This is a genomic window from Rhodopseudomonas sp. BR0G17, assembly GCF_010907025.1.
GTDB classification, from domain to species: Bacteria; Pseudomonadota; Alphaproteobacteria; order Rhizobiales; family Xanthobacteraceae; genus Rhodopseudomonas; species Rhodopseudomonas palustris_H.
Genome location: NZ_QUML01000004.1, coordinates 45,019 through 69,141 on the forward strand (window position 1 = coordinate 45,019; position 24,123 = coordinate 69,141).

General features: G+C 66.1%; 23 protein-coding genes. 4 read left to right on the forward strand and 19 right to left on the reverse strand.

Annotated elements, in window-relative coordinates; genetic code table 11:
- Positions 1–3: 3 nt before the first annotated feature.
- Genes DY467_RS05000 through DY467_RS05015 form a run of 4 tightly spaced genes read right to left on the reverse strand, consistent with a single transcriptional unit; the run spans position 4 to position 2,904 of the window.
- Positions 4–717 carry a hypothetical protein gene (locus DY467_RS05000; protein ID WP_164634347.1) on the reverse strand — a complete coding sequence of 238 codons (714 nt, stop codon included), beginning with the start codon at positions 715–717 and terminating at the stop codon, positions 4–6.
- Entirely contained in the window at positions 714–1,109 is a 396-nt protein-coding gene (locus tag DY467_RS05005) for a phage holin family protein (RefSeq protein ID WP_164634349.1), read from the reverse strand. The genes DY467_RS05000 and DY467_RS05005 overlap by 4 nt, the downstream gene beginning before the upstream one ends.
- A complete protein-coding gene (locus tag DY467_RS05010; protein ID WP_164634351.1) occupies positions 1,093–1,701 on the reverse strand; it encodes a hypothetical protein in 609 nt (202 codons plus the stop codon). Before DY467_RS05010 ends, DY467_RS05005 begins: the two co-directional genes overlap by 17 nt.
- A gap of 15 nt (positions 1,702–1,716) precedes the next feature.
- Positions 1,717–2,904: a hypothetical protein gene (locus DY467_RS05015; protein WP_164634353.1), complete on the reverse strand. Its 1,188-nt coding sequence runs from the start codon at positions 2,902–2,904 to the stop codon at positions 1,717–1,719.
- 327 nt (positions 2,905–3,231) lie between these two features.
- Here DY467_RS05015 and DY467_RS05020 point away from each other — a divergent pair, with 327 nt between their 5' ends.
- Positions 3,232–4,740 carry an AMP-binding protein gene (locus DY467_RS05020; RefSeq protein ID WP_164634356.1) on the forward strand — a complete coding sequence of 503 codons (1,509 nt, stop codon included), beginning with the start codon at positions 3,232–3,234 and terminating at the stop codon, positions 4,738–4,740.
- Between the two features lie 19 nt (positions 4,741–4,759).
- Here the strand turns inward: DY467_RS05020 and DY467_RS05025 are convergent, their stop codons facing one another.
- The 3 genes from DY467_RS05025 to exbB are packed head-to-tail and all read right to left on the reverse strand — an operon-like array spanning position 4,760 to position 6,868.
- On the reverse strand, positions 4,760–5,632 hold the full coding sequence (locus DY467_RS05025; protein ID WP_164634358.1) for an energy transducer TonB family protein: 873 nt from the start codon (positions 5,630–5,632) through the stop codon (positions 4,760–4,762).
- A complete protein-coding gene (exbD, locus tag DY467_RS05030) occupies positions 5,629–6,066 on the reverse strand; it encodes a TonB system transport protein ExbD (protein WP_164634360.1) in 438 nt (145 codons plus the stop codon). The genes DY467_RS05025 and exbD overlap by 4 nt, the downstream gene beginning before the upstream one ends.
- A gap of 4 nt (positions 6,067–6,070) precedes the next feature.
- A complete protein-coding gene (gene exbB / locus DY467_RS05035) occupies positions 6,071–6,868 on the reverse strand; it encodes a tonB-system energizer ExbB (RefSeq protein WP_502706439.1) in 798 nt (265 codons plus the stop codon).
- Between the two features lie 325 nt (positions 6,869–7,193).
- Between exbB and DY467_RS05040 the strand changes: the two genes are divergently transcribed.
- From DY467_RS05040 to DY467_RS05050, 3 genes are read left to right on the forward strand one after another with little or no spacing between them, the layout of a single operon-like run.
- Complete coding sequence (locus DY467_RS05040; RefSeq protein ID WP_164634361.1) at positions 7,194–8,042, forward strand: enoyl-CoA hydratase; 849 nt, start codon at positions 7,194–7,196, stop codon at positions 8,040–8,042.
- 3 nt (positions 8,043–8,045) lie between these two features.
- Positions 8,046–9,182: an acyl-CoA dehydrogenase family protein gene (locus DY467_RS05045; RefSeq protein ID WP_164634363.1), complete on the forward strand. Its 1,137-nt coding sequence runs from the start codon at positions 8,046–8,048 to the stop codon at positions 9,180–9,182.
- Positions 9,183–9,200: 18 nt separating this feature from the next.
- Positions 9,201–10,397, forward strand: coding sequence for an acyl-CoA dehydrogenase family protein (locus DY467_RS05050; protein WP_164574201.1), 1,197 nt, complete (start codon positions 9,201–9,203; stop codon positions 10,395–10,397).
- A gap of 175 nt (positions 10,398–10,572) precedes the next feature.
- On the opposite strand, the gene DY467_RS05055 is transcribed toward DY467_RS05050, so the two are convergent.
- The 12 genes from DY467_RS05055 to iorA all read right to left on the reverse strand — a co-directional run bounded on the left by DY467_RS05055 (position 10,573) and on the right by iorA (position 23,932).
- A complete protein-coding gene (locus DY467_RS05055) occupies positions 10,573–11,778 on the reverse strand; it encodes an ABC transporter substrate-binding protein (protein ID WP_164634366.1) in 1,206 nt (401 codons plus the stop codon).
- A gap of 37 nt (positions 11,779–11,815) precedes the next feature.
- Positions 11,816–13,516: an AMP-binding protein gene (locus DY467_RS05060; protein ID WP_164634368.1), complete on the reverse strand. Its 1,701-nt coding sequence runs from the start codon at positions 13,514–13,516 to the stop codon at positions 11,816–11,818.
- On the reverse strand, positions 13,500–14,249 hold the full coding sequence (locus DY467_RS05065) for an ABC transporter ATP-binding protein (protein ID WP_011156797.1): 750 nt from the start codon (positions 14,247–14,249) through the stop codon (positions 13,500–13,502). The genes DY467_RS05060 and DY467_RS05065 overlap by 17 nt, the downstream gene beginning before the upstream one ends.
- 3 nt (positions 14,250–14,252) lie before the next feature.
- Positions 14,253–15,014, reverse strand: coding sequence for an ABC transporter ATP-binding protein (locus DY467_RS05070; RefSeq protein ID WP_119019405.1), 762 nt, complete (start codon positions 15,012–15,014; stop codon positions 14,253–14,255).
- Positions 15,011–16,156, reverse strand: coding sequence for a branched-chain amino acid ABC transporter permease (locus DY467_RS05075; protein WP_164634370.1), 1,146 nt, complete (start codon positions 16,154–16,156; stop codon positions 15,011–15,013). Before DY467_RS05075 ends, DY467_RS05070 begins: the two co-directional genes overlap by 4 nt.
- Position 16,157: 1 nt before the next feature.
- Complete coding sequence (locus tag DY467_RS05080; RefSeq protein WP_107343381.1) at positions 16,158–17,030, reverse strand: branched-chain amino acid ABC transporter permease; 873 nt, start codon at positions 17,028–17,030, stop codon at positions 16,158–16,160.
- Between the two features lie 212 nt (positions 17,031–17,242).
- Complete coding sequence (locus tag DY467_RS05085; RefSeq protein WP_164634372.1) at positions 17,243–18,577, reverse strand: phenylacetate--CoA ligase family protein; 1,335 nt, start codon at positions 18,575–18,577, stop codon at positions 17,243–17,245.
- A gap of 23 nt (positions 18,578–18,600) precedes the next feature.
- Complete coding sequence (locus tag DY467_RS05090) at positions 18,601–19,161, reverse strand: 2-oxoacid:acceptor oxidoreductase family protein (protein ID WP_107343379.1); 561 nt, start codon at positions 19,159–19,161, stop codon at positions 18,601–18,603.
- A 14-nt stretch (positions 19,162–19,175) separates the two neighbouring features.
- Positions 19,176–20,006, reverse strand: coding sequence for a 2-oxoacid:ferredoxin oxidoreductase subunit beta (locus DY467_RS05095; protein WP_164634374.1), 831 nt, complete (start codon positions 20,004–20,006; stop codon positions 19,176–19,178).
- Between the two features lies 1 nt (position 20,007).
- Complete coding sequence (locus DY467_RS05100) at positions 20,008–21,171, reverse strand: 2-oxoacid:acceptor oxidoreductase subunit alpha (RefSeq protein WP_164634376.1); 1,164 nt, start codon at positions 21,169–21,171, stop codon at positions 20,008–20,010.
- On the reverse strand, positions 21,168–22,112 hold the full coding sequence (locus DY467_RS05105) for a 2-oxoacid:acceptor oxidoreductase family protein (RefSeq protein ID WP_164634378.1): 945 nt from the start codon (positions 22,110–22,112) through the stop codon (positions 21,168–21,170). The genes DY467_RS05100 and DY467_RS05105 overlap by 4 nt, the downstream gene beginning before the upstream one ends.
- The gene (iorA, locus tag DY467_RS05110; RefSeq protein ID WP_164634380.1) at positions 22,109–23,932 is read right to left on the reverse strand and encodes an indolepyruvate ferredoxin oxidoreductase subunit alpha; all 1,824 of its coding nucleotides are present in this window, start codon (positions 23,930–23,932) and stop codon (positions 22,109–22,111) included. The genes DY467_RS05105 and iorA overlap by 4 nt, the downstream gene beginning before the upstream one ends.
- Between the last annotated feature and the right edge of the window lie 191 nt (positions 23,933–24,123).

A 24,123-nucleotide genomic window follows, 5' to 3' on the forward strand; every position in this document is an offset into this window, starting at 1 on the left:
CCATCATTCCAGCCGGACGTTGTCTTCAGCCGCTTCGGCGACGCGCTTGGCCTTCTCGCCGACCTCGTGAACCGCTGCCATCGCGGCTTCCGGGGTCAGGCCCTGGCGGCGGGCTTCCTCAGCGGCAGCGCCGGCGACATCACGCGCCATCTCGCTGGCTCGCGCGGCCTGCTGCCGTGCGTAGTCGCGCGCCTGTGCCATCACCTCGTCGCTGGTGTCGCCGAACAGTTCGCGCTCCGTCTCAGTCGCCGGCAGCGACGCGGCGATGCCTGCGCCAATCGCAACGCCGATTGCGCCGAGCAGCAGCGGCTGTTCCTTGAACAGGTCGCCGAGTGTGCTCTTGGCGCTGTCGAATAGATCGGCGCCAGTCTCAGGAATCGCACGTCCAAACTCGGCCGCCCGATCAAACGCCTCCGCCCCGCGTTCCCGCGCCATCCGTGCCGTCTCACTGGCGACACTCGCAGCGCTGTCCCGCACATCCGACAGTTTTTCCCCGACGTCGGCAAAGCGTTCGCCGACGCGGCCCATTGCGTCCGACGCGACGTCAGGCACGCGGTCGAGCCCGCTGCGCCGCACGATCCGCTCGGCGCTGGCCTTGGCCCGATCGCCGGTGAATAGCCACAGCAGCCCCATGCCGATCAGTGCGGTCGAGACGGGGTTGCGGCGCATCGCATCGCCGAGATCGCTGATCAAAGGCAAGCCATCCTTCTTGGTCATCGGATCATCTCCCCGGCCGCTTCCTTGTCGCGTTGCAATTGTTCGATGGTCATTTCAGGTTTCAACGTTTCGGGCGACAACCGGTTGGCGCCGAATCCGATCAGCGCCGCCGCGATGCCGGTGGTGCAGCCGCCGACGATCAGATACGCGACCGAGCTGGAAAAGCCGTGCTCGACCAGCGCCGCGGCAGCGGCCATCAGCAGCACCACCAACCCCGGAATCAAGATCACGGCGCCGGCGCCGATCATGACCGCGGCGCGGCCGACTTGGCCAAGCTTGTCGGACATTTCTGCCCGTGCCAGCTCGAACTCGTTGCTGATCAGCTTGGCGAACTGCGTGAAAGCGTCGCCGAACAGGTCGGGGATCGAACGGTTGTTATTCGGCGCGGTCATCATCGAAGCTCCGGTTGGGCTCAGCATCGACCACGCGGCTGTCACGCCCGCCGCTCGAGCTCTTCAGGAAGCGGACTGCGCCGAAGCCGGCAAGCACCGCAAGACCGAGAAACACAGTCGGCTGCCGGCGGGCGAAATCCTGGACGCCATGGATCAGGTCGGACAGATCGCCGCGCTGCACGGTGTCGGAGATGTCTTCCACCTTGGAGGCCGCCTTGCGCATGTACACGCCGGCGATCGGCAGATCGTTGTCGAATTCGCGCGAGGCGCGGCGGATGGCGTCCGCGATATTGGCGACATAGTCAGCGCCGGCCTGTTTCTCCTCGTAAGCACGCCGCTTGAGCGATTCGCCGGCTTCGGCTGCGAAGTCGCGCGCGGTCTCGGCGAACTCCTCGGCCTTGGCACGAGCGGCTTCCGCGGATTCGCTGGCGAGGCCGACGATCCGCTCCTTCAGATCCCGCTCCGGCTCGGCGCCGCTTCCCATTTCTCCGGCCATGTCCTGCGGATCCTTCTTTGCTGATTTCGGCGGCTGCTGGCGACCGCCATTGGCGTTGCCAGTCGAGCCGGGAGTCTTGACGATCTGCTCAGCCATGTCCGATGTCTCCGATCAATGTTTGTTCTGCGAGGGCGACGGCGCTTCGAATGATGCAGCGGCCGCCTCGGCAACCTTGCGGACGCGCTGGCCGAGATCGCGAACGTTCTCGGTGATATCCTCGCCGGTCAATCCTTGCTGTTCGGCTTCCCGCGCGGCGCCTTCATAGGCGGCCCGGCCCTTCTCCATACCGCGCGTCATCGCATCCTTGGCGCGCTCGCCAACCTGCCGACCGACACGCTTGCCGCCGGCGCGGACACGCGGAAATGCGCTGGCGATGAGCCCGCCGATCAGGAGCCCGGCGCCAGCCACCAGCAGCGGATGGTCTGTCAGCGTCTGCTTTGCGGTCTTGGTCGCCCGATTGCTGAAATCAGTAGCCTGGTCGCGCAGCCGCGCAGCCGCATCCATGCCGGCATCGCGGGTGTCGTGCAGGGTCTCGCGCATCTTTGTCGCTGCATCGCCGGCGCGCTCGCGGACCTGCTCGGCAGCATCGCGCACGGTATCGGCGACGACACTGGCAAGCCCAGCACCGCGTGCGGCGAGCTGATCAGCCTCCCCGGCAAATGCCTCACCAGCCGCGGTGGCGCGGCGGCGCAGATCGTCGCCGCTATGCGCGACGCTGCGGCTGAGGTCATCGCCCTTGTGCTTGAGATCGGCAGCCGTCGCGGTGGCAGCCTGGCGGAATTGTTCGGCCCGGGTGGTGACCACATCGCTCGCCGCATCGATCGCACCGGCAGCGTATTCGCGCGCCGCAACGGCAGTGTCCGCGGCATCGGCGGAGAATTCGCGGGCGCGGCGCTCGAGGTCACCGGCGAGATCGCGCGCCTTGTCGGATGCGCGCTGCGTCAGCTCGGTGCCGGAACGGGTACCGGCGAGATACAGCCCAGCGCCGATCATCAGCACCGGCGCCGGGATCGCACGCGCCACCTTCCACAACGGATAGGCCAGCGTGGCGCCGACCGCGACCGCCTGCACCGGATTGTTGCGGATCGAGTCGCGAACGTTGTCGGCGATCTCTTCACCGCGCGACTTGATGTAGCTGCCGACCTCGGCCTTGATGGCCGCGGGCGAATACTTCTCCCGCACCTCGTTGGCGGTGTCGGCGACGCTGGCGCGTAGCTGGCCCACGGTCTCGGTCAGGCCGGCCCGGGCGCGCTCGGTGTCGCGGCGAATCTCTTCCAGGCTGCGTGTGTCGTTGGCCATGAGATGCCTCCAATCCTTGTCTCGCGTCCCCAACTCGGGCGGGTCGGCTATGTTCCTTGCCGTCAATCCATTCATACAAATGGGGATTCGGGAACAACAGCGGAAGCGGCCCGGCACCTGCAAGTCCGAGATTCAGCGGTCGGCCGCCGCCCGATGCGGTGTTTAGCGGTAGCGAGGTCGGGGTAAGGTGGAGGACGCGCGATCATGCTTTCCGCCACCTGACGATGTTCGCTACAAAGCGAGGCGCGAACGGCCGGCAAACCGGCGGCGCAGCAATCCGGACCCGCCCCACACCTTTGGCCGCGGTCCGCATCAGGGGGGGACACGATGGCGCTTCACGACTTTACGCTGGCCGACGTCTATCGCCGCAACGCGGCGCTGTTTCCGGAGCGCACGGCTTTCGTCGTCGACGGCGTCCGCGTCAGCCACCGCGATTATCTGGCGCGGGCCGAGCGGCTGGCCAGCGGGCTACTGCGCGACGGCGTACAGCCCGGCGACCGCGTGGCGATCTTGTCACAAAACTGCATCGAGATGGTCGAACTGATCGGCGCGGTGGCGCTGATCGGCGCGATCCTGCTGCCAGTGAACTATCGATTGAACGCCGACGAGATCGCGTTCGTGCTCGGCGACGGCGCGCCCAGCGTGGTGGTGGCCGGCACCGATTATCGCGACATCGTTGCCGGGGTGCTGCCGTCGCTCGGCGGCGTCAAGACGGCCTACGCGATCGGCGACGCCAGCGGGCCGTTCACGTCGTTCAAGGATCTTGCCTCGGACGCACCGCTCAACGCGCCGGAGTTCGGCGCCGCCGACGGCTTCGTCATCATCCACACCGCTGCGGTCGGCGGCCGGCCGCGCGGCGCATTAATCTCGCAAGGCAATCTCCTGATCGCGCAAAGCTCGTTGGTCGACGCCTGGCGACTGAGCGAGACCGACGTCAATCTCGGCATGCTGCCGCTGTTTCATGTCACCGGGCTCGGCCTGATGCTGACGCTGCAACAGGCCGGCGGCGCGAGCGTGATCGCGGCGAAATTCGACCCGGCGCAGGCGGCGCGCGACATCGAAGCTCACAAGGTGACAGTGATGGCGGAGTTCGCCCCAATGCTCGGCAACATTCTCGATCAGGCGCAGCCGGGGCAACTCGCCAGCCTGCGCGCGGTGACCGGGCTCGACACGCCGGAGACGATCGAACGGTTCGAAGCCACATGCCCCAACGCGACGTTCTGGGCCACGTTCGGCCAGTCCGAAACCTCGGGCCTGTCCACGTTCGCGCCGTATCGCGACCGGCCGAAATCCGCCGGGCGGCCGCTGTTCTGGCGCACCGTCGCAGTGGTCGACGCCGAGGACCGGCCGCTGCCGCCGGGCGAAGTCGGTGAGATTGTGCTGCGTGGCCCGACTGTGTTCAAAGGCTATTGGAATAACGCGGCCGCCACCCAGCACGCGTTCCGCAACGGCTGGCATCACACTGGCGACATGGGCCGGTTCGATGCCGACGGTTACTTGTTCTACGCCGGCCGCGCGCCCGAGAAGGAGCTGATCAAGACCGGCGGCGAGAACGTCTATCCGGCCGAGGTCGAAGGCGCGCTGAAGCAGCATCCGGCGATCGCCGAGGCGGTTGTGATCGGCGTGCCCGATCCGCAATGGAGCGAAGCCATCAAGGCGGTGTGTGTCTGCAAGCCGGGTGAGAGCATCGCCGCCGATGCCCTCGCCGAATTCGTCGCCTCGCTGATCGCGCGCTACAAGAAGCCGAAGCACGTGGTTTTCGTCAAAGCACTGCCGAAGGATGCCAAGGGGGCTGTCGATCGGGCCGCGGTGAAGGCAGCGCACGGGCAAGCGTGACGCCGGGCGGCGCGCTCACTCACTGCAGCGAAAATCGCACCGGAACGGTGAAGCTGAGTGACGATTGGGTGATCTCGCTCGGGAAGGGTGGCAGCGGCTGAGCGCGGCGGATCATCGCCATGGTTTCGGCATCGAGCGCCGAAAAGCCGGAGGTGCGGGCGAGCCGGCTGCCGAGCACTTGTCCGCCGCGGCCGACGGTGAACGACAGCATCGCGGTGCCCTGCTCGCGCGCCGCTCGCGAAGCGGTCGGATATTGCTTGTAACGGGCGAGATGCGCGGCCAACCGATCGCGATACGACGGCAGTGCCGCGGCGGCAGCAGCCTGCCCGGCGTTCGCCGCGGCAGCGAGCGCCGCCTGACGCTCGGCCTTCGGCGCCGCAGTGGTGCGCGGCGCCGGCGGACGCGCATGCGGCTTGGCCTTGGCCTCGTCGCGCTTGGTATCGTCGCGCTTCGCCGGTTCGCGCCTGACCTCCTCGCGCTTCGGCTTGGCGTCGTCGCGCCGGGCAGGTTCGACCGCAGCGGGCGGCTGCGGCAGCACGATCTCCGACTGCGGCAACACCGGCGCGGGGGGCTCAGGCTGCTGCGCCGCGAATTGCTGCGGCGCTTCGGGTGCCGGTGCCGGAGACGGCTGTTTGGCTTCGTCCTGTGGCTTGGGCGCTTCCTGCATCTCAGGTCCCGGCGCGAGATCCAGGGGCTGCAGCGTGGGCGCCGCGGAGCTCGGCGCCATGTCGACCAGGATCGCCGGCATCACCACGCCTGGCGACGGCGACTGCTGATACCAGGCAACCGCTGCGGCGATCAGACCGAAATGTGCCACGACGATCGCGGTCGCCGACAGCAGCCATTGGCTGCGGCCGCGGCCGGGCGTCTCGTGCAGCACGTAGTCGTTCATGGCTGATCCCGGCCGTCGAGTCCGACCAGCGCGACCTTGAGATAGCCGGCGTCGCGCAGCAGGTTCATCACCGCCATCAGCTCGCCGTAAGCCACCGCCTTGTCGGCGCGCACGAAGATCCGCTCGTCCTTGTTGCCGCCCGTCGCGCTCTGCAGCGCGGAGGAGAGCGCGTCACGCGCCACGATCGTCTCCCCGACCGCGAGCGTCAGGTCCGGCTGCACCGACAGATACACCGGCTTGTCCGGGCGCGGCTGCGGCGCTGCGGTCGAGGCCGGTAGATCGACGCCGATATCCACGGTGGCGAGCGGTGCCGCGACCATGAAGATGATCAGCAGCACCAGCATCACGTCGATGAACGGCGTGACGTTGATCTCGTGCGCGATCTCGAGGTCGTCCTCCGCCGCAAGCCGCCGTCCGCCGAGCCGCACGCTCATCGCCTCACCCTGCCCGCATCTGCCGCGCCGAGCGGCCGCGATCGCGGCTGACCAGCAGCAGCACCTGCGCCGACGCATCACCAAGCAGCGCCCGATACGCCGCAATGGCACGGACGAGGTAGTTGTAGATCACCACCGCCGGCACTGCGGCGACGAGGCCGAGCGCGGTCGCAAGCAGCGCCTCGGCAATGCCCGGCGCCACCACCGCCAGATTGGTGGTGTGCGCTTCGGAGATGCCGATGAAGGCATTCATGATACCCCACACCGTGCCGAACAGGCCGACGAACGGCGCCACCGCGCCGATGGTCGCGAGAATGCCGGTGCCACCGGCGATCTTGCGCGCCATCGCCGCCTCGACGCGCTCGAGCCGCAGCGCGACGCGCTCCTTGAAGTCGGCATCGAAGGTCCAGCCCGACAAACTACCTTCGCGCGCTGCGGTCTGAATCAGTTGCGAGACCGCGTCGTGCGCGCCCTCGCTGCTGCGGCCGAGTTCGGCCAGAGTCGTATCGGTTTCGAGTTTGGCAAGACCGTCGCGGGCGCGCGCGGTTTCGCGCCGCAGCTCGACGGTCTTCGACAGCCACACCGTCCAGGTCGCCAGCGACGCCAGCGCGAGGCCGGCCATCACCACCTTCACGACGATGTCGGCGTTTTTGAACATGCCCCACGGCGACAGGTCGTGCGGCAGGCTGGCAATGTCGGCGGCGTGCGCGGCGCTGCCGAACAGCAGGACGGTTGCGGCGCCGAGCGCGCCGGCACGGACGAGATTGCGGATCATCGGCGTGACGCGAAACGGCGGCATCATCCACTTTCGACAGGCAAAGACGTTCGGCGCGGGGCCGCGAGCTATCGCATGGATCGCCGGCTGCCCGAAATCAATTCTGGCCCTTCCGCTCCCCTGCCCGACGGCCATCGCATAATCGCGGCGGACGCGGTTTGTTCTGGCTCAAAGCGGCGGGCTTCCCGGAACTTCACGGCGCACGCCGACGGCCTTCACGACAGCGCTCCGCGGTACGGAATTCCTCGGCAGATGCGGCAGAGAAGCCGTTTGCAGTCGCGCGCGCGACCTGCCACACTCCGCGGAACACAACCGGCGCCATAAGCCGAGACAACAAGAAACGGGAGGAAGGATGAGCTCCTACGAGACGATCCTGGTCGAGCGACCGGATCCGGCGGTCGCACGAATCGTGATGAACCGTCCCGACGCGCGCAACGCGCAGAATCTGCAGATGACCTACGACCTCAACGCCGCGTTCGACGACGCGGTGCAGGACGACACCGTCAAGGTGATCATCCTGGCGGGCGCTGGTCCGCACTTCTCCGCCGGCCACGATCTGCGCGCGACCACCAAGAACGAAGCCGGCATCGACTTTCCGCCGGTCGGCGCCTGGGGCGGCTTTCGCGAGCCTGGCGCGCACGGACGGATGGCGCGCGAGCAGGAGATCTATCTGCAGATCACGCGGCGCTGGCGCAATCTCGCCAAGCCGACGATCGCCGAGGTACACGGCAAGTGCATCGCCGGCGGGCTGATGCTGGCCTGGGCCTGCGACCTGATCGTCGCATCGGACAATGCGGAGTTCTGCGATCCGGTGGTGACGATGGGCGTGTGCGGCGTCGAATGGTTCGTGCATCCCTGGGAGCTCGGCCCGCGTAAGGCCAAGGAGCTGCTATTCACCGCCGATAGCTGGAGCGCGCAAGAGGCCCACCACCTCGGCATGGTCAATCACGTGATGCCCGCCGCCGAACTATCCGCCTTCACCATGGCGCTTGCGCAGCGCATCGCCGCCAAGCCGAGCTTCGCGCTGAAGATGACCAAGGAAGCGGTCAACCGCTCGGTGGATATCCAGGGGCAGCCGGCGGCGATCGATCAGGCGTTCGCGCTGCATCAGCTTTGTCACGCTCACAACCTGCAGGAGTTTGGAATGATCGTCGATCCGTCGGGACTGCATCCGTCGGTGCGTAAACAGGTGAAGGTGTAAGCGATGGATCTCACGCCGAGTGACGAACAGCGGCTGCTGCGCGAAAGCGCCGACCGCTTCATCGCCGAGACCTACACGCCCAAGCTGCGCGAACAGAACGCCAAGGAGCCGTTCGGCTTCAGCGACGCGATCTGGAAGCAATTCGCTGATCTCGGCTGGCTGGCGCTGCCGCTACCGGAAGCCCATGGCGGCATCGGCGGCGGCGCGATCGAAGTCGGCATCCTGATGGAAGCATTCGGCCGCGGCCTCGTCAGCGAGCCGTATCTGTCGACCGTAGTGCTCGGCGCCGGCCTCGTCGCCGAACACGGCCGCGACGAGCAGAAAGCGGCGCTGCTGCCGAAGGTCGCGGACGGCACGCTGCGGCTCGCTTTCGCGCATGCCGAACGCGCGGCGCGTGCGGATCTGTCGCGTGTCGATACCACCGCCCGCAAGGACGGCGACGCTTACGTGCTCGACGGCGCCAAGGTCGCGGTGCTGGACGGCGCATCGGCCGATCAGCTCATCGTCTCGGCAAGGCTGGCCAACAACGGCAGCGGCTCGCTGCGGCTGTTCCTGGTGCCGCGCGACGCACCCGGGCTGACGCTCGCCGACTATCCGCGGCTCGGCGGCGGTCGCGCCTGCAATCTCACGCTGCAAAGCGTGCGCGTGCCGGCCAAGGCGATGCTCGGAGGCGATGTCGATGCCTATCCGGCGGTCGAGGCGGTGGTCGATCGCGCCCTCGCCGCGATGTCGGCCGAAGCGGTCGGCATGATGCAGACGCTGACCGACAAGACGCTCGACTACACCAAGGTGCGCAAGCAGTTCGGCCGTCCGCTCGCGGCCAATCAGGTGGTGCGGCATCGCCTCACCGACATGTCGGTGCAGGTCGATGAAGCCCGTTCGATGGCGCTGCGTGCCGCGCTAAAGGCCGAGGCGGACGCCGCCGAGCGCGGCCGCGCAGCCTCCGGCGCCAAGGCCAAGATCGGCAAGGGCGCGCGCTTCGTCGCCGAGCAGTCGGTGCAGCTGCACGGCGGCATGGGCGTCACCGAGGAGCTCGACGTCGGCGCGTATTTCAAGCGCCTCTTGGCATTCGAGACGCTGTTCGGCGGCAGTACCCATCATTATCGCCGCCACGCCGCGCTCAGCGGCCGGCCTGTTTAAGCAAAGCGAGGCATCGACATGGACATGACCTTCGGCGACGCCGAGCTCGCCTTTCAGCAGGAAGTGCGCGACTTCATCGCGGCCAATCTGACGCCCGACATGAAGCGGGCGGAGTCACTCAACGCTTCGGTGTTCTCCGAGCCGGAGGCCGGCGTGCCGTGGCAGCGGGCGCTCAATGCCAAGGGCTGGGGTGCCCCCGGCTGGCCGGTCGAATATGGTGGCCCCGGCTGGACGCCGGCGCAGCGCTGGATTTTCGAGACCGAATGCGCGCATGCGGGCGTGCCCTCGCCGACGCCGATGGGCGTGAAGATGGTCGGGCCGGTGATCATCGGCTTCGGCTCGCCGGAGCAGAAGAACTACTTTCTGCCGCGAATTCTGTCCTGCGAGGATTATTGGTGCCAGGGTTATTCCGAGCCCGGCTCGGGCTCGGACCTATCGTCACTGAAGACCCGTGCGGTCCGCGACGGCGATGAGTACATCATCAACGGCACCAAAATCTGGACCACCCACGCGCACAACGCCAACATGATGTTCGCGCTGGTGCGCACCAGCGACGAGCCACGGCAGCAGGACGGCATCAGCTTCGTGCTGATCGACATGAAGAGCCCCGGCATCACCATCCGGCCGATCCTGACGATCGGCGGCGACCACGAGGTCAACCAGGTGTTCTTCGACGACGTCCGGATTCCGGCGTCGAACCTGGTCGGCGAGGAAGGCAAGGGCTGGACCTACGGCAAGTATCTCTTGGAATTCGAGCGCGGCTCCGGCATCGCCTCGGCCAAGCTCCGCAAAGCGCTGCACCGGGCGGCGGCGTTCGCCGAGTCGGACGCGACCGGACGGGCAATCGAGGATCCCGATATCGCGATCCGGATGTCGGAGGCAGAGGTCGATATCGACGCGCTGGAAATGACCGAGCTGCGAGTGCTCTCCGCGCTGCAGAACGGCCAGAACCCCGGCGCGGTGTCGTCGATCCTGAAGCTGCGCACCAGCGAGATCTACCAGGCGGTGAGCCGGCTCGCGGTCGACGTGATCGGCAATGACGGCCTCTATGTCGAACCGACCCGTCCGCTGCACCGCCTCAACGCCCCGCCGGCCATTCCGGAAGACGAACTCGCCGTGATGCCGACCCATCTCAACGGCCGCGCCTACACCATCTTCGGCGGCACCTCGGAAATTCAACGGGACATCATCAGCAAGCTGGTGCTGGGGTTGTAGGGAGCACCCGCCGCCGTCATTGCGAGCGAAGCAAATCCAGAGGCGCAGAGCACGACGCTGGATTACTCTCGCTTCGCTTTTCGCAATGACGAGGAAAGCGATTGGTATCTGCCAATCCCCAAAGAAAAATGCCCGGCGCGAGCCGGGCATTTGCGTTTGAGGCGATGCGCCGAGATTATTTCTCGGTCTTGTAGGACTGGTTCTTGGCGATCGTCGTCCAGCGGCCGTCCTTGATCTGGCCGATCACCGCCGCCGAGACGCCGAGGTGGTTGTCCTTGGAGAAGCTGATCGGGGCGCCGCCGAAAATGTCATCGAAGGTCTCGCCGGATTCCAGCGCGGTCATCAGCGACTCGGTGGTGAGCGTCTTGCCCGCCTTCTTGGCGAAGTGCGCGAACACCATCACGCCGTTATAGCCGGCGGTCGACTGCTGGCTGGCGTCGATGCCGAACATCTTCTTGTAGTCCTCAATGAACTTCTTGACCTCGCCGGTGGCGGTGTCGGCGTAGAAGATCTCGGTCTGGCCGACGCCATAGATGCCTTCGGTGGTTTCCTTGCCGAGTTGCGGAAAATCCGGCACGTAGCTCGGCGATGACACCACGAAGGTCGGCTTCCAGCCGAGCTTCTGCGCCGCCGTGGTGATGCCGACCGACTCGCGCACCACCGAGCCGAGCGCCACCATGTCACAGCCGTCCGCCTTCATCCGCGCGACCTGGGAGTTGAAGTCGGTGGCGCCACGCTTGAACGACACCATGGTGGCGCTGGGGATGTTCATCGCCTTGAGCTGGTCGGTGTATGCGTCGGTGAAATTCTTACCCATCTCGTCGTCCTGATAGACGATGCAGGGCTTCTTCGGTTTGGTGTTCTCGATGACGTATTTGATGCCGAGCCGCATCGTGTCGTAATACGGGCTGAACATGTTGAACTTCAGCCGATCCTCAGGCTTCGCCGGGTCCATCTTGAAGGTGAACTCGGCGGCGGTGATCGGAAACAGATGCAGCATGCCGGCCGACTGCACCAGCGGCATCGGCGCCAGCGTCGTCGCAGAGCCCATCGCCGACACGATCGCGAACACCTTGTCGAGTTCGATCAGTTTCTGGGTGATCAGCACTGCCTTCTTCGGATCGTAGCCGTCGTCCTCGTTGACGAGGCGGATCTTGCGGCCATTGATGCCGCCGGCGTCGTTGATCTGCGCGATCGCCAGCTTCATGCCGTTGGTGGCGGGCACGCCCCAGGCCTTCAGCGGCCCGCTGAGATCCATATGGGTGCCGATCACGATCTCGCTGTCCGTGACGCCTTGAGTCTTGAACTGCGCGAGGGCGGGCTGGGCGCCGAGGCCGATCAGCGCCGCGGCGGCGAGCATCGGCAGAGTGCTGGACTTCATGGTTTCGCTCCCTCTTTGTTGTTTCGTTGGTTGATGGCTAATGCGCGCTGGCGGCCGACCGTCGCTCTTCCACGAGGTCGTCGTCGTCACCTTTCAAAAGATGCCGCCGCAGCGTTCCCGACGGCGCCAGTTCGGCATCCCCCGGACGCAACGCCCGCTCGATCAGCGTGAAGCGCTCGATCCGGATCGCCGCGTGGCCGCGATTGACGTCGGCGATCGCCGACCCCACCAGCGCGCGGATTTCGTCGGCCTGGCACAGGCTCTGGAAATGCGTGAACGGAATGCCGCGATCCTGGGCGTAGCGAACCGCGTGGTCGCCATCGAGCAGCACCTTCGCAACCACGCGGCCGTCGCGGTCGAGATGCACAAAGGCATCGGCGATATAGGGCGAGGCGCTGAGCTCCTGCTCGGCGGCGAACGGCAGCACGCGTTCGCTGCCCCGCTGCAGCACGTCGTCGAGCCGGCCGACGACGGCGTAACGATCGGCGCTCTCACGGCGGGCGATGTCACCGGTGTGCCACCATCCGTCGCGATGTAGGACAGGCGTGGTGTCGCCCGCATAGCCGAGGAACAGTGCATCGCTGCGCAGCCAGAGCTCATCATGGTCGCCGACCTTCCACTCGATCGCGTGATGATCGGCAATCCGCACGGCGCCGCCGGCTTCAGCATGGCCATAGATATCCGTCAGCTGCCGGCCGAGCGCGGCGAACCAATCGGCCACATCGCGCCGCAGCGTCGCGCCGCTCGACAGGCACAACCTTGCGCGGCCAAGGCCGAGCCGCCGCCGGATCGGTGCGAGCACCAAGGGATCGGTGATCATCCGCAGCGGCGAGCCGTCGCGGCCATGGGCAAACGCGATGCGGCACGCCCAGCGCTGAAATTTCGTCGTTTCGCCGATCGCCAGCAGGATGCCGGCGTGCAGCCTGGCGTACAGCTGCGGCGAAGCCTGCACGATGGTCGGCTGTAGTTCGGCAAGATCGGCCAGCGCCGTGTCCGGACTTTCCGGGAAATTGATCACCGTGCCGGCGAGCAGCGAGGCGTAGATGCCGACCACGCGCTCCAGCACATGATGCAGCGGCGTGAGCGACAACCGCTCGTCGCTGGCACGCAATCCGAGCACCTGCTTCGCCCGTTCGGCCTGCGCGATCACCGCATCATGGCCGAGGATCGCGCCGCGAACCGGGCCGGTGCCGCCGGAGGTGTAGATAATCACAGCCTCGCGGCCCGCCGTTCCCGAGGCGCCGTCCCGTCCCGCCGCTTCGAGCGCCGACAGCGGAATCACGCAAGGATCACCGGCGCCGTCGTCCCACTGCTGATGCATCGCGACGATGCGCCGGAGCGACGGGCAGCGTTCGCGGACGCGGAGCGCTTTGTGCAGTTGGTCGTCGCCGGCGACGAACAACACGCTGGCCTTACAGTCGCCGAGCACGCGCGCGAGGTCATCGGCGTCGCCATGCGGATCGAGCCCGGCTGAGACACCGCCGGCCGCTCCGATCGCGAGATCCGCCAGCACCCACTCGTAACAATTGTCGCCGATCACCGCGCCGACCGAACCGGGGCCGACGCCTTGAGCGCGCAGGCCGGCGGCGATCGCCTCGATGCGGTCCGCGAACTGGCGGCCGCCGACCGGCTGCCACAGCCCGTAGCGCTTCCAGCGCAGCACCGGGGCATCGCCGTGCTGGCGCAGCGCCGCGATGACGCGGCCCGCCAGCGTGGTCGTGTCAGTGCCGCTTGCCATGTCCGCCCTGTCCGTGGCCGAGATAGAATTCCCGGATCTGATCCGATTGCATCAGGTTGGCGCAGGTGTCGTGCTTCACCACCCGGCCGACCTCGAGCACATAGCCATAGTGTGCGGTCTCCAGCGCCATCCGCGCGTTCTGCTCGACCAGCAGGATCGAGACGCCCTCCTCGGCATTGAGTCGCCGGATGATCGCGAAGATCTCCTTGACCAACAGCGGCGAGAGGCCGAGCGACGGTTCGTCGAGCAGCAGGACCTTAGGCCGCGCCATCAGCGCGCGGCTGATCGCCAGCATCTGCTGCTGGCCGCCGGAGAGCTGCCCGGCGAGCTGATCCTGGCGCTCACGCAGCACCGGGAAATAGTTGAACGCCTTCTCGATGTCGGCGGCGACCTCATGCTGGTCGGTGCGGATGTAGGCGCCCATCTTGAGATTGTCGCGGACGCTGAGGAACGGGAAAATCTCGCGTCCCTCCGGCACGTGGCTGATGCCGAGCCGCACCACCTTGTCCGGCTCCATCGACTGGATCTTGCGGCCTTCGAATTCGACCGTGCCCTTCAGCGGATCGAGCACGCCCGAGATCGTCTTCAGGATGCTGGTCTTGCCGGCGCCGTTGGCGCCGAGCACGGTGACGATCTGGCCGCGCATCAGGTCGAGGGTGATGCCGCGGATCGCGGTGATCGGGCCGTAGCAGCTTTCGATATTGGCAAGGCGCAGGATCGGCTGGGCGCTCATCGATCAGGCTCCCAGATAAGCGGCGACGACGTCGGGATGGTTCTGCACCTCGTCAGACGTGCCGAGCGCCATCATCCGCCCGTAGTTCAGCGCCAGCACGCGGTCGGAGACGCGGCTGACCAGCGACATGTCGTGCTCGACCATCAGCACGGTGATGCCGAGCCGGTTGTTGATCTCGAGGATCCACTCCGCCATGGCGTTGGTCTCCTCGACGTTGAGACCGGACGATGGCTCGTCGAGCAGCAGCAGCTTGGGCCCGACGCACAGCGCGCGGGCGACTTCGATCACCTTGCGGACGCCGTAAGGCAGGCTGCCGATCGGTGTGTCGCGATAGCGCTGCAGGCGCAGCACGTCCATCACCTCCTCGGCGGCGCGCCGATGCGCGATCTCCTCGTCACGGACTTTCTTCAGCCGCAGGACGTCCTGCCAGGTCGAGGTGGTGGAATGGCGGTGGCGGCCGACCAGCAGATTGTCGAGCGTGGAAGCACTCTCGAACAGCTCGATGTTCTGGAAGGTGCGGGCGATGCCGCGGCCGGCGATCTGCTGCGCCGACAGCCGCGTGACGTCCTCGTCGCGGAAGATGATGTGGCCGGCATAGGGCGTGTAGAGCCGACTGATCAGGTTGAACAGCGTGGTCTTGCCGGCGCCGTTGGGCCCGATGATGGTGAAGACCTCGCCTTCGGCGATGTCGAAGGAGACGTCGTCGACCGCGGTGAGGCCGCCGAACTTGACGGTGAGCTTGTCGACCTTGAAGAACGTGCTCACCGGTTGCGCTCCGACTTCAGGAACATCCGCTGCGCGCGCGCGCTGGTCGGCCGATACAACGGGAACTGCCGGAAGTACGACTTCACCCGCGCCCATCGTCCATCGAGGCCCATCGGCTCGAAGATGATGAACAGGATGATGATCAGACCGAAGATCAGCGACTTCAGCCCCGGCGCGCCGGCGACGCGGACGATTCCGGCCTGGATCGCTTCGGTAAGTTGATCCGACAGGCCAATCCCCTGCATCGCCGCCAGGGTCAGTTGCGGCACCTTGTCCTTCACCACGATCAGGATCGGATCGACCATGATCATGAAGATCGCGCCGAACACCGCGCCGCGCAGGCTGAGCACGCCGCCGATGATGATGATCATGACGAACTCGATCGACATCGACAGGCTGAACATTTCCGGGCTGATGAACGACAGCTTATGCGCGTACAGCACACCGGCGAGCCCGGTGAAGCCGGCCGAGATGGCGAACGCCCGGGTCTTGTAGCGCGCGGTGTCGATGCCCATGCTGCGGGCCGCGGTCTCGCTGTCGCGGATCGCCAGAAACGCACGGCCCGTCGGCGAACGCAGGATGTTAATTGCGGCCAGGATCACCACCACGGTGACGCCGAGGCAGAGATAATAGAACCCCTGGGCGCCGAGCTTCAGCCCGAACAGCGACGGCGCGCCGAGCATCAGGCCCTCGTTGCCGTTGGTGACGCTCTCCCAGCGGGTGACGATCTCCTCGACGATGAAGGCGAACGCGAGTGTGGCGATTGCCAGGTAGATGCCGTGCAGGCGTAGCGCCGGCAGCCCCACCAGATAGCCGATCAGCCCGGTGAAGCCACCGGCCAGCACCAGATACACCGGCAGCGGCAGGCCATGCTTTTCGCAGACCGCCGCCGTATAGGCGCCGATCGCCATAAAGGCGGCGTGGCCGATCGAGACCTGCCCCGCCTGCCCCGACAGCACGTTCATGGCGATGCCGACGATGGCGTAGATCAGCACGAACACCAGCTGGCTGAGATAATAGGATTCCAGCACATAAGGCGCGGCGATCAGCGCCGCGACCAGGACGGCGTACCAGAACGCAGCATTCTTCGACGGGAACAGCTGCTCGCTTTGCGCGTAGCTGGTGCGGACATGCGCGCTCATCTCAGACCTTCTTCAGCGCGTTGCTGCCGAACAGGCCCTGCGGCCGCCACAGCAGCACCGCGAGCAGCACCACATAGGCGGCAACGTCCTTGAAGCCCTCCGGCAGATAGAAGCCGGACAGCGACTCGACGATGCCGATCGTGATGCCGCCGGCGAGCGCGCCGGGGATGCTACCGAAGCCGCCGAGCACCGCGGCCGGGAACGCCTTGATGCCGAGGAAGCCGAGATTGGCATGGATGAAGGTGATCGGCGCCAGCAGCACGCCGGCGCAGCACGCCACGATCGCGCTCAGGCTCCAGATCAGCGAGAACATCCGCTTCACCGGAATGCCCATGTAGTAGGCCGCCAGCATGTTCTGCGACGTCGCCTGCATGGCGATGCCGATCTTGGTGAAGCGGAAGAAGGCGTAGAGCACGGCGCACAGCAGTGCTGTGGCGACGATGATCGACAGGCTGTCCTGCGACAGCACCAGGCCGCCGAGCTGGATCACGCCGCCGGTGAACGGCGTCTCGATCCGCAGATCGTCGGTGCCCCAGATGATGCCGACCAGCGAACGGATGACGAGGCCAAGGCCGATCGTCGCCATCACGATCGAGAATTGCGGATAGCCGAGGATCGGCCGCACCACCAGCCGCTCCATCGCGGCGCCGAGCACCGCCATGCTGACCACACACAGCAGAAACCCGAACCAGTAGTTCAGCCCGAGCGTGGCGATGAAGGTGAACGACAGGAACGCGCCGAGCATCATGATTTCGCCCTGCGCAAAATTGACGACTTCGGTCGCCTTGTAGATCAGCACGAAGCCGAGGGCGATGAGGCCGTAGACGCAGCCGAGGGCAATCCCGCCGATCACCTGCTGGACGAAATCGAGCATTTCTTCCCCGTGTGGTTCTTTGGTGAACCACATTTTTGCGGCCGACATTGATTGCCGGTCCGGCGTGACTGAGCGTTCCGTTACGCGTTGACCGCGCATACGGCTTACTCAATCAGTTAATTAAAGTTAGATCATCGCGCGCCTGTCAAGGCGCGCGCCAATTACTTTTATGCTGCATCGCGAAGACGCGATTGCGGTCAGCAATCAGGCGATCAGATGTTCCGCTGATCTTTGACACGCACCGCCTTGCCCTGCGAGCGCGGAACTTCGCCTGGGGCTTTCACCGAGACCTTGCAGGTGACGCCGATCAGCGACTTGATGTGATGCGTCACTTCCGCCGCCTTCTTGGCGCGGGCCGCGTCATCGAACGGCGCGCCGGGTGCGACTTCGACTTCGACCGTCATGGCGTCGAGCGCCTTCTCACGGGTCAGCACGATCTGATAGTGCGGCGCGATGCCGGGGAAACCGATCAGCACCGACTCCACCTGCGACGGATAGACGTTGACGCCGCGGATGATCAGCATGTCGTCGTCGCGACCGGTGACACGCATGATACGCAGATGGGTGCGGCCACAGGCGCAAGGCTCGGTGTTCAGGCTGGTGATGTCGCGGGTGCGATACCGGATCATCGGCAGCGCTTCCTTGGTGAGCGTGGTGATCACCAGCTCGCCGACGGAGCCCATCGGCAGCACCTGAAGCGTTTCCGGATCGATGGTTTCGAACAGGAAGTGGTCTTCCCAGCCGTGCAGACCATTTTGCGCAACGTGGCATTCGCAGGCGACGCCGGGGCCCATGATTTCCGACAGGCCATAAACATCGACCGCCTTGATGCCGAGGCGCGCTTCGAGATCGCGGCGCATCGCATCGCTCCACGGCTCGGCGCCGAACAGGCCGACCCGCAGCGGCGCATCGCGCAGGTTGATGCCCATCTGCTCGGCGACTTCCGCGATGTTCAGCGCATAAGACGGCGTGCAGCACAGCACATTGGCGGCGAAATCGACGATGAGCTGCACTTGGCGTTCGGTGCCGCCGCCGGAGGCCGGCACCACGGTGCAGCCGAGCCGCTCGGCGCCATAGTGAGCGCCGAGGCCGCCAGTGAACAGGCCGTAGCCATAGGCGTTGTGGACAATGTCGTCCGGCGACGCGCCGGCGCCGACCATCGAGCGCGCCATCAGGTTGGCCCAATTGTCCAGGTCGGTCTTGGTGTAACCGACCACGGTCGGCTTGCCGGTGGTGCCGGACGAGGCATGGATGCGGGGCATCTGATTGCGCGGCACCGCGAACATCCCGAACGGATAGTTGTCGCGGAGGTCGGTCTTCTTGGTGAAGGGAAACTTAGCGAGGTCGGCCAGCGAGGTCAGATCCGCAGGCTTGACACCGACTTCATCGAAGCTGTTGCGATAGTGCGGAACGTCGCGATACGCCCGCTCGACAATCTTGCGCAGGCGCTCGAACTGCAGCGCCGCAAGCTGCGGCCGGGGCATCGTCTCGATGGCGCGGTCGTGCATATAGACGGTCTGTTCGCGCAATGCAGGCTGGGCGCTCATCGAAGCAATCCTTTGTCAGAAAATCAGGAGGCCGCCGCGACGGCAGGCGCCTTGGCCAGCGCGTAGCCGGCGGCCAGCGCGTCCATGTTGAGATCGAGGAAGCCGCGCGGCGAGGACGCGCGCACCACCTGCTCGACCGATTTGTGTTTGCAGATGCCGGACAGTTCGATCAGCACGCCCAGCGCCACGATGTTGGTGACGCGTTCGCTGCCGAGTTCAATCGCGGTGCGGCTGAGCGGCAGCGGGTAGCGCTTGAAACGTCCGCCCTCCGGCAGTTCCGGGCACAGCCGAACGTCGGAGATCACCAGCGCGCCGGCCTTGAGCTTCGGCCAGGACGGCTTGATCGCAATCTTGTCCAGCAGAACCAGATGGTCGAATTCGATCGGCAGCGGATAATCGACCTCGCCATGGGCGACGACGAGGTCGGCATTGCAGAAGCCGCCGCGCGAGGTCGGCTCATAGGTCTGCGACTGCGCGACGTGACGGCCTTCCAGCGCCAGCGCGTCGGCGAGCAGCTTGGCGCTGAGCAGCAGGCCCTGACCGCCGGTGCCGCCGAAGCGCAGTTCGATGCGGGATGTCGACATAGCTGGTTTCCCCGTCACTTGGCGGCACGCGCTGCGGCGGCGGCACGCAACGCCGCGCCGTATTCCGGCCGGTTGTTCTGGGCCAGAATGCCGGTCGGCAGATCGGTCGAACGGAACGGCTCATCGACGCTGTCGCGATACGCGCTCGGGCGCATCTCGCTCTTCTGCCGCAGCACCATCTCGGCCGAAGAGCCCATGTCGTTCTTGCGGCCGTACACTTCGGTGCAGTCCGACACCACTTCGACGAAGGCAAAGCCAGGATGCTGCAGGCCAGCCTTGATCAGCTCTTTCAGCTTCGGCACGTGCCGGGTGACTTCGCGTCCGACGAAGCCCGCGCCGGCGGCGGTCGCCAGCGCGCTGGCGTCGAAATTCGGCTCGGAATTGCCATGCGGCGTGGTGGTGGTGAGCCGCGTCTCCGACGTGGTCGGCGACACCTGACCGCCGGTCATGCCGTAGATCTCGTTGTTGAGCATCAGGCAGGTGAGCTTGAGATTGCGGCGGCAGGCGTGGATCAGATGATTGCCGCCGATCGCCAGGCAATCGCCATCGCCGGTGATCACCACGACGTGCAGGTCGGGCCGCGCCAGCGCGAGACCGGTCGCATAGGCCAATGGGCGGCCGTGCGTGGTGTGGAAGGTGTTGGCGTCGATATACGCCGATAGCCGTCCGGCGCAGCCGATGCCGGACACCACCGCGAGCTTGTCGCGGTCGATGTTCAACTCGTGGATCGCCCACAGCAGCGCGCGCAGCGCCATGCCGTGGCCGCAGCCCGGGCAGAGAAAGTGCGGCATCATCTCCTTGCGAAGATAATCGCGGACGTCGAAATGCGGCGCGTCGCGGAACATCTCAGACCTCCGAAGCGAGCTTGGTGGCAGCGGCTGCGATCTGCGCCGGCGTAATCGGTTCACCGCTGATCAGATGCAGGCCTTCGACGCGGCGGTCGCGAAGCTGACGCTCGATCTCGAGCCTCAGCTGGCCGATGTTGAGCTCCGGCACCAGGATCGCCTTGGCGTTCCGGGTCGCCTCGCGCAGCGCGATCTCCGGGAACGGCCACAGCGTGACCGGGCGGAACAGCCCGACCTTCTTGCCTTCGGCGCGGCAGGCATCGACCGCGCGGCGAGCCGCACGGGCGCTGATGCCGATCGCAACGATCACCACCTCGGCGTCTTCGCAGCGCACGGCTTCGTAGCTGTCGATCAGATCGCGATTGCGGTCGAGCTTGGCATAGAGCCGGCCGAGATTCCGCGTCACGGTCTCCGGGTCCTGGCTCGGGAAGCCGGTCTCGCTATGCGTCAGTCCCGTGGTGTGGGTGCGATAACCGTCACCCGGACGCGGCATCGGCGGCACCAGATCGGCATCGGCCGCGTACGGCTTGTAAGCCTCGCGCGGGCCGCTCGCCCATTTGCGGGTCGCGTGCACCGACGTGCGGCCACCGAGCGCCACGGTCTCGGACGACTGCGCGATCACCTGGTCGTACAGCAGGATCACCGGCGTGCGGCACAGTTCGGCAAGATCGAAGGCGCGAATGGTCTCGTCGTAGATCTCGCGTGCCGAAGCCGGCGCCAGCACGATCATCGGATAGTCGCCGTGGCTGCCGTAGCGGGTCTGGAAGATGTCGGCCTGCGACGGCCGCGTCGGCATGCCGGTCGACGGACCGCCGCGCATCACGTTGACGATCACGCAGGGAATCTCGGCGCCGGCGGCGTAACCGATGTTCTCCTGCTTCAGCGAAAAGCCGGGGCCGGAGGTCGCGGTCAGCGATTTGACGCCGCCCATCGAGGCGCCGACCACCGCGGCCATCGCGGCGATCTCGTCTTCCATCTGGATGAACACGCCACCGGCAGCCGGCAGCATGGTCGACAGCCGCTCGGCAATTTCCGACGACGGGGTGATCGGATAGCCGGCGAAAAACTTGCAGCCGGCGTCGATTGCGCCCTGGGCACAGGCGGCGTTGCCGGACAGCAGCTTGGCAGCGGCGGCTTTGGGGACGTGACGATCCGGCGCGTTCATTGCGCGGCCTCCATCGCGGGCGCTTCAGTGTCGAGATGGACGCGGATCGCGAAGTCCGGGCACAGCCATTCACACAGCCGGCAGCCGGTGCATTTCTCCGGCGCCACCAATTCGACAACGCGGTCGGCGTTGAGCTTCAAGCAGCGTTCGGGACACAGCTTGACGCAGATCTCGCAGCTCTTGCACCAGGCATCGGTGATCTCGAGCCGGGGCTGATATGGCGTATGCGCCGGAGCCGCCGCAGGGGTGGCATCGGCAGACGGCGACTCGCTCTTGGCGTCCGCAATCCAGTTACGGCCGAGCTCGAACGCGGCCGAATTCACCGCGATCGTCTTCTTCGGCACGAAGGCGGTGACGGTCTTTTCCCATTCCGGCAGCGCGAATTCGAGCACGGTCGACAACGCACCGAGCAGCACGACGTTGGCAGCGCGCTCGTTGCCGAGCTCCTCGGCCATCTTGGTGGCGTCGATCGCGTAGGCTTCGGACACGTAGGCCGCGACTTGTTCAGCGGTTTCGGTCGAGTAGCGCATCGGCGCGCCGGGACGGCGGCTGAGGCAGGCGAACGGCGGCACGATCCGCTTGGTGTCGCAGATGAACACGCCGGTGTCGCGCTTCAGATGCGGCAGCCAGCGCAGGCCCTCGGCCCATTCCAGCGCGATCAGCACGTCGGCCTCGCCCTTGGCGATGGTCGGCGACCACACCCGCGGCCCGAACCGGACGTGGCTGAACACGGTGCCGCCACGCTTGGCCATGCCGTGCACTTCGCTCTGCTTGACCTCGTAGCCGTGCGCCTGCGCCAGCGACGCCAGCACCTTCGACACCATGATCACGCCCTGGCCGCCGACGCCGACGATCAGCACATTGGTGGGTTCCGCCAGCGCCGCGTTGAACGCCACCGGCTCACTCTCCGCATTCACTGCGATGTTGCTCTGCTCGTTCATTGCGTCACCGCCGGGCTCGCGATCTTGATGCAGTCGATGGTGCAGACCTGGGCACACAGCGTGCAGCCGATGCACAGCGCGGGATCGATTTTCACCCGGTGCCGCCCCTCGAACCACTCGTCGCTCCAGGTCAGAGCGGGGCAGCCGAGATTCATGCAGGACTGGCAGGCGGTGCACTGGCTGGTGATGATCTCCAGCGGCGGGCCCTTGATCTTGATCGGATCGAGCACGCACGGCCGGTTCGAGATCAGCACGGCGACACCGCGATAGTTGATTGCCTCGCGGAGCGCCTGATGGGTGGCGGCGAGATCGTAGGAGTCGACCTTCTTCACCCATTTGACGCCGCAAGCCTTGATCAGCGCCTCGTAGTCGACCTGCGGCGCGGGTTCGCCGCGCAGCGTCTTGCCCGTGCCGGGATGCTCCTGACCGCCGGTCATCGCCGTGATGTGGTTGTCGAGCAGCACCACTGCGATATTGGCCTGGTTGTAGACCGCGTCGATCAGCGCCGGCAGCCCGGCGTGCAGGAAGGTGGAGTCGCCGATGGTGGCGACCACCGGCTTGGTCTCGCCGGCCTTCGCCATGCCGATGGCGTTGCCGATCGAAGAGCCCATCGCCACGCAGGTGTCGATGCCGCGCAGCGGATCGAGCACCGCCAGCGTGTAGCAGCCGATGTCGCCGGCGACGCGGGCGCCGGAGGCGCGCACCGCCATGAAGCTCGACGTATGCGGGCAGCCGGCGCACAGTACCGGCGGACGCACCACCGGCTCCGGCACCCATGCGTTGTAGGACGGCGGCGCCGGCAGCAGACCAGCCTGAACGAAGCCGGCGCGGACAACTTCGGGCGAGAACTCGCCGGCACGCGGAAACAGCCGCTTGCCTTCGACTTTGATGCCGAGCGAGGCGACCTCTTTCTCGATGATCGGCTCGAGCTCCTCGACCACGAACACCTGCTCGACCGAGGCGCAGAATTCGCGCAACAGCGTGTCGGGCAACGGCCAAGACGCGCCGAGCTTCAGTACGGTGGCGGTCGGCAGCACTTCGCGAAGATAAGGATAGCAGGTCCCGGCGGTGATAACGCCGAACTTGGTATCGCCCCTCTCGATCCGGGTGATGTCCGCCGTGGCGAAATAGTCCTTCAGCTTGGTTTCACGCTCGAGCACGAACAGATGACGGCCGCGGGCATGCGCCGGGATCATCACGTTCTTCGACGGCCGCTCCAGGAAGACGCGCGCCGGCACTTCGACGCGCTCGCCCACCGATACCGTGCTGCGGGTGTGGGACAAACGCGTGGTGCTGCGCACAATCACCGGCGCATCGAACTGCTCGGATATCTCGAACGCCAGCTTGGTGAAGTCGTAAGCTTCCTGCGCGTCGCTCGGCTCCAGCACCGGGATATTGGCGAGCTGGCCGTAGATCCGGCTGTCCTGTTCATTCTGCGAGGAGTGAATGCCGGGGTCGTCGCAGACGATCAGCACCAGGCCGCCGTTCACGCCGATGTAAGTCGCGGTCATGAACGCGTCGGCAGCCACGTTGAGGCCGACATGCTTCATCGCGCACAGCGCACGGCTGCCGGCGAACGACGCGCCCATTGCGACGTCGAGCGCGACCTTCTCGTTGGTCGACCACTGCGCGTGGAGATCCTCGACCGGATAGGTCGCAAGATTCTCAAGAACTTCGGTGCTGGGCGTACCAGGATAAGCAGCCGCAACACGCACACCGGCTTCCCACGCGGCCCGCGCGATCGCCTCGTTACCGGTGAGCGGGCGAAGCTCTTTGCTTTCGGCCTTTAGAGCGGTGGCGGCTTGCCAAGGTGTATGCATCACGAGCTCCCCCCAAGCGCACGCCGCTGCGGCGATTAGAACTGCTGTAAAGGGGCTCTCTTTCCCAAATTTACCTTCGGTCGTATTTGCGCTAAGTCAACGGGCTCGACAGTTATCGATCAGCATGATCACTACGCGTCCGCGTTTGCGGCAGTGCTTTTGTGCTGAGTCAATTCTGTGCAGTGCAGCGA

Coding starts and splice junctions, on each gene's coding strand:
- DY467_RS05000 (WP_164634347.1), bottom strand. CDS start 717: ATGACCAAGAAGGATGGCTTGCCTTTGATCAGCGATCTCGGCGATGCG.
- DY467_RS05005 (WP_164634349.1), bottom strand. CDS start 1,109: ATGACCGCGCCGAATAACAACCGTTCGATCCCCGACCTGTTCGGCGAC.
- DY467_RS05010 (WP_164634351.1), bottom strand. CDS start 1,701: ATGGCTGAGCAGATCGTCAAGACTCCCGGCTCGACTGGCAACGCCAAT.
- DY467_RS05015 (WP_164634353.1), bottom strand. CDS start 2,904: ATGGCCAACGACACACGCAGCCTGGAAGAGATTCGCCGCGACACCGAG.
- DY467_RS05020 (WP_164634356.1), top strand. CDS start 3,232: ATGGCGCTTCACGACTTTACGCTGGCCGACGTCTATCGCCGCAACGCG.
- DY467_RS05025 (WP_164634358.1), bottom strand. CDS start 5,632: ATGAACGACTACGTGCTGCACGAGACGCCCGGCCGCGGCCGCAGCCAA.
- exbD (WP_164634360.1), bottom strand. CDS start 6,066: ATGAGCGTGCGGCTCGGCGGACGGCGGCTTGCGGCGGAGGACGACCTC.
- exbB (WP_502706439.1), bottom strand. CDS start 6,868: ATGATGCCGCCGTTTCGCGTCACGCCGATGATCCGCAATCTCGTCCGT.
- DY467_RS05040 (WP_164634361.1), top strand. CDS start 7,194: ATGAGCTCCTACGAGACGATCCTGGTCGAGCGACCGGATCCGGCGGTC.
- DY467_RS05045 (WP_164634363.1), top strand. CDS start 8,046: ATGGATCTCACGCCGAGTGACGAACAGCGGCTGCTGCGCGAAAGCGCC.
- DY467_RS05050 (WP_164574201.1), top strand. CDS start 9,201: ATGGACATGACCTTCGGCGACGCCGAGCTCGCCTTTCAGCAGGAAGTG.
- DY467_RS05055 (WP_164634366.1), bottom strand. CDS start 11,778: ATGAAGTCCAGCACTCTGCCGATGCTCGCCGCCGCGGCGCTGATCGGC.
- DY467_RS05060 (WP_164634368.1), bottom strand. CDS start 13,516: ATGGCAAGCGGCACTGACACGACCACGCTGGCGGGCCGCGTCATCGCG.
- DY467_RS05065 (WP_011156797.1), bottom strand. CDS start 14,249: ATGAGCGCCCAGCCGATCCTGCGCCTTGCCAATATCGAAAGCTGCTAC.
- DY467_RS05075 (WP_164634370.1), bottom strand. CDS start 16,156: ATGAGCGCGCATGTCCGCACCAGCTACGCGCAAAGCGAGCAGCTGTTC.
- DY467_RS05080 (WP_107343381.1), bottom strand. CDS start 17,030: ATGCTCGATTTCGTCCAGCAGGTGATCGGCGGGATTGCCCTCGGCTGC.
- DY467_RS05085 (WP_164634372.1), bottom strand. CDS start 18,577: ATGAGCGCCCAGCCTGCATTGCGCGAACAGACCGTCTATATGCACGAC.
- DY467_RS05090 (WP_107343379.1), bottom strand. CDS start 19,161: ATGTCGACATCCCGCATCGAACTGCGCTTCGGCGGCACCGGCGGTCAG.
- DY467_RS05095 (WP_164634374.1), bottom strand. CDS start 20,006: ATGTTCCGCGACGCGCCGCATTTCGACGTCCGCGATTATCTTCGCAAG.
- DY467_RS05100 (WP_164634376.1), bottom strand. CDS start 21,171: ATGAACGCGCCGGATCGTCACGTCCCCAAAGCCGCCGCTGCCAAGCTG.
- DY467_RS05105 (WP_164634378.1), bottom strand. CDS start 22,112: ATGAACGAGCAGAGCAACATCGCAGTGAATGCGGAGAGTGAGCCGGTG.
- iorA (WP_164634380.1), bottom strand. CDS start 23,932: ATGCATACACCTTGGCAAGCCGCCACCGCTCTAAAGGCCGAAAGCAAA.